General features: G+C 73.2%; 4 protein-coding genes. 1 reads left to right on the top strand and 3 read right to left on the bottom strand.

Annotation, left to right across the window (positions count from 1 at the left end; all coding sequences use genetic code 11):
* Both GTW08_RS22210 and GTW08_RS22205 read right to left on the bottom strand, forming a co-directional pair.
* Positions 1-302: hypothetical protein (locus GTW08_RS22210; protein ID WP_202417536.1), on the bottom strand; the 302-nt coding region annotated here is incomplete at its 3' end.
* A 302-nt stretch (positions 303-604) separates the two neighbouring features.
* Positions 605-865 (bottom strand): chorismate mutase, encoded by a 261-nt coding sequence (locus tag GTW08_RS22205; RefSeq protein ID WP_149663792.1) that lies wholly within the window; start codon positions 863-865, stop codon positions 605-607.
* Between the two features lie 315 nt (positions 866-1,180).
* Between GTW08_RS22205 and GTW08_RS22200 the strand changes: the two genes are divergently transcribed.
* On the top strand, positions 1,181-3,631 hold the full coding sequence (locus GTW08_RS22200; protein WP_073576851.1) for a UvrD-helicase domain-containing protein: 2,451 nt from the start codon (positions 1,181-1,183) through the stop codon (positions 3,629-3,631).
* Between the two features lie 3 nt (positions 3,632-3,634).
* Here the strand turns inward: GTW08_RS22200 and GTW08_RS22195 are convergent.
* A partial coding sequence (locus tag GTW08_RS22195) for a hypothetical protein (protein ID WP_202417535.1) occupies positions 3,635-4,043 on the bottom strand: 409 nt, incomplete at its 5' end.

The raw sequence follows: 4,043 nt of genomic DNA, 5'->3' as shown, positions 1-4,043 counted from the left end.
CCGGCCGCGGCGCGGGGCTGCGGGAGGTCGATGTCCGGCCAGCCGCCCGGGGCACCCGCGGCGGCGATGTCACCGGCCGACGCGGCGTCGGCGGCCGCACCGTCGGCCACCGGGGGACGCCCCTCACGGCGCAGCAGGTCACCGACGGACAGGACGGGCCCGGTGAGCGGCCCCGCACCGTCGGAGGACGCGTGGGATGCACGCGAGTGACGCGCCAGCAGTTCGGCGACGCTCACCACGTTGCGGGGCCCGGTGGCGCCGGGGGCGCCGGGGAGCGGGGCTCCGGCAGGTGTGTCGGTCACGGCCGCACGTCCTCCTTCGGGTCATTTCGACCCGGGAAGATGTACCGGAAAGAGCCCTCTATCCCCAAGTGATCACACTCCGCTCGTCGCAGGTCACCCGATCGGGTGGTTCCCGTTCATCGGCCGTATCCGACCGCTCGGCCTGCTCGTTGCCTCGCAAGGCAACCGTTGCGCAAGCCTGCCCCGACCTGAACCCCAGGTGGGGCCCGTGTGGGCGTGTCGCCCTGTGTACTGCGCGTGAATCGCCGAGCGGTCGCCGCTCCGGCCCCCGTCGCCGGGCGCGACCGGGTGTCACACGGTCGTCAACGGCCGCCGAGACGTCCGCGGCCCAGCCGCAGCAGCATCATCGCCAGCTCGCGGCCCTCGGGGCCGAGATCGGCGAACCGGTCCAGCACCGCCATCTCGCGGCTGTAGACGATGCGCGGTCCGCCCGCGGCCATGCGGGCGGCGCCGATGCGCTTCGAGACCTCGGTGCGGCGGAGGATCGCGTCGAGGATCTCGGCGTCGAGCCGGTCGATCTCCCGGCGCAGCTGTTCGATCTCGGGGTCGGCTCCGGTGCGCACCTCGGTGCTCGTGCCGGAGCTCGGCTGCGGGGCTGCGGGGTCGGTCACGATCATGGTCTCCTCGTCTCGGTCACGGGCCGTCGGGACCGAGGACATGCGAACGCCCCGGGTCCGTCGGACTCCGGGGCGTGCGGGTGGCGTCTGGGCTCAGACGGGCGGCGCAGCGGGAACCGGGGTCCGGTACCCGTAGCGAAATCGCCCGTCGTGAGCCACGCGGCGAGTGTAGACCACCCGGCGCACCGGGCCGCCGTGGTTTCCGGGACCGGCGACGCCGGAGCGGGGTCGTCGGACCCCCGGCGTACCGTGTTCGACACGATGAGTGCGCTGTTCGAACTCCCCGGGACGGGCCCCGCCGCCGCTGCCGAGCCGACGACGGCCCAGGGCCGCCGCCTGCTGGACGGCCTGAACGACCGCCAGCGGGAGGCCGTGACGCATGCGGGTTCACCGCTGCTGATCGTCGCCGGAGCGGGGTCGGGGAAGACCCGCGTGCTCACCCACCGGATCGGCTGGCTGCTCGCCGAGCGCGGGGTGCACCCCGGCGAGGTCATGGCGATCACCTTCACCAACAAGGCCGCGGCCGAGATGAAGGAGCGCGTCGACGCCCTCGTCGGACGCCGCTCCGGGCCGATGTGGGTGTCCACCTTCCACTCCATGTGCGTGCGGATCCTCCGGCGCGAGGCCAAGCACCTCGGCGTGCGCAGCGCCTTCTCCGTCTACGACGCCGACGACACCCGCCGCCTCGTCGGCATCGTCGGGCGCGACCTGGAGCTCGACCCGAAGAAGTTCGCCCCGCGCGCACTGGCCGCCCAGATCTCCAACCTGAAGAACGAGCTCGTCTCGCCGGACGAGGCCGCCGAGCGCGCCGCCACCGACCACGAGCGGCGCATCGCCGAGGTCTACGGCGTCTACCAGTCGCGGCTGCGCCAGGCGAACGCCTTCGACTTCGACGACCTGATCATGGAGACGGTCTCGCTGCTGGACCGGCTGCCGGCCGTCGCCGAGTACTACCGGCGTCGCTTCCGGCACGTCATGGTCGACGAGTACCAGGACACCAACCACGCCCAGTACGAGCTGGTCCGCCAGCTCGTCGCGCCGGCCACGGCGAACGGGCGTCCCGGCGAGCTGTGCGTCGTCGGTGACTCGGACCAGTCGATCTACGCCTTCCGCGGCGCGAACATCCGCAACATCATCGAGTTCGAGCAGGACTTCCCGGACGCGCGGACCATCCTGCTGGAGCAGAACTACCGCTCGACCCAGACGATCCTGTCCGCGGCGAACGCGGTGATCGCCCGCAACCCGGAGCGGCGGGACAAGCGGCTGTGGTCCGACTCGGGCGACGGCGAGCGCGTCGTCGGCTACGTCGCGGACAACGAGCACGACGAGGCGTCGTTCGTCGCCCGCGAGATCGATCGGCTCGTCGACACCGGCGAGTACCGCAACTCCGACATCGCGGTGTTCTACCGGACCAACAACCAGTCCCGCGTCTTCGAGGACGTGTTCCTGCGGGTCGGGCTGCCCTACAAGGTCGTCGGCGGGGTGCGGTTCTACGAGCGCCGCGAGATCCGCGACGCGCTGGCCTACCTGCGGGTGCTGTCCAACCCGGAGGACACGGTCAGCCTGCGCCGGATCCTCAACGTGCCCAAGCGCGGCATCGGGGACCGGGCCGAGGCCGTCGTCGCCGAGTACGCCGAGCGCGAGCGCACCTCGTTCGCCCGCGCGCTGCGCGCCGCCGCCGAGGAGCCGCAGCGGCTTCCCGCCCTGGCGACGCGCTCGCAGAAGAACATCGCCGGGTTCGTGCGGATGCTCGACGAGCTGCGCGAGCTCGTCGAGCGCGGCGACGACACCGCCGAGGTCCTCGAGGCCGTCTACGCGCGCACCGGCTATCTGGAGGAGTTGCAGGCGTCGGAGGACCCGCAGGACGGCACCCGGATGGACAACCTCGCCGAGCTCGTCACGGTGGCGCGGGAGTTCGCGGGGGATGCCGCCGTCGCGGACCTGGCGCCGGACGGCGGGGCCGCGATCGGTTCCGGTGCCGCCCCCGCCGACGGGGCATCCGACGGCGCGGCCCCCGAGGGTGAGGCCGACACCTACGACGACACCCCCGACGGTGTCCCGGAGCCCGGCTCGCTGGCCGCGTTCCTGGAGCGCGTCGCGCTCGTCGCGGACGCGGACTCCATCCCCGACGACGACTCCGGCGTGGTCACGATGATGACCCTGCACACGGCGAAGGGCCTCGAGTTCCCGGTGGTCTTCCTGACGGGCTGGGAGGACGGGATCTTCCCCCACCTGCGCACCCTCGGGGACCCCAAGGAGCTCGCCGAGGAGCGCCGGCTGGCCTACGTCGGGATCACCCGCGCGGAGAAGCGGCTCTACCTGTCCCGGGCGATCGTCCGGTCCGCGTTCGGGCAGCCCAGCACCAACCCGGCGTCGCGCTTCCTCGACGAGGTGCCCCCGTCGCTGCTCGACTGGCGGCGCACCGAGGAGCAGCTCGCCGCACAGCGGCCGTCGGCGCCGGTGGGGCGGTTCGGGTTCGGGAAGCGGCCGCAGGCGACCGATCGCGGGAGCTGGAAGGTCCCGGAGAGGTCGCTGAACAACCAGTCGCTGCACCTCGACGTCGGGGACCGGGTCAACCACGACAAGTACGGCCTGGGCACCGTCGTCGCGGCCGACGGCATCGGCCCGCGCGCGACGGTGACGATCGACTTCGGCTCGGGCGGGACGGTCCGGCTGATGCTGATCGGCGGCGTCCCGATGCAGAAGCTGTAGACCTCAGTCGTCGTCGCGGTCCTGCGTCGCGGCCTCGGCCGGGGTCAGCACCTTCACCGACCCGAACGCCCCGACGACGTGCACGTCCACCGCCCGGTCGCCCGGCGCGGCGCACGCCGTCGGGCAGTCGGTCGAGCCGAACACCGTGAACCCGGAGACGTCCGCCCGGACGCCGTCGGGCACCACGACCTCGACCGAGCCGAACAGCAGCACCCCGCCCACCCGCGGGGCATCGGCCTGGACCCCGATCGTGCGGGACCCGAACACCGTCACGCCGTCGGTCAGCGGCAGCACCTGCGACCCGCCCCAGACGGCGGCGACGACCAGCGCGGCCGTGGCGAGGATCCCGCCGGCGCGCCGCCCGGCGGCCGCGGCGAAGTCGCCGGTCGGTGCCGGAGCCGGGAGGGCCGTG

The organism is Pseudonocardia sp. SID8383 (assembly GCF_009864975.1).
GTDB lineage: Bacteria > Actinomycetota > Actinomycetes > Mycobacteriales > Pseudonocardiaceae > Pseudonocardia > Pseudonocardia alni.
Note: the sequence above shows the minus strand (reverse complement) of the source record. Positions and strands in the feature narration are given on the sequence as shown.

Bases quoted from the DNA above. Each gene is read 5' to 3' on its own strand.
- GTW08_RS22200 (WP_073576851.1), top strand. From the start codon at position 1,181: ATGAGTGCGCTGTTCGAACTCCCCGGGACGGGCCCCGCCGCCGCTGCC.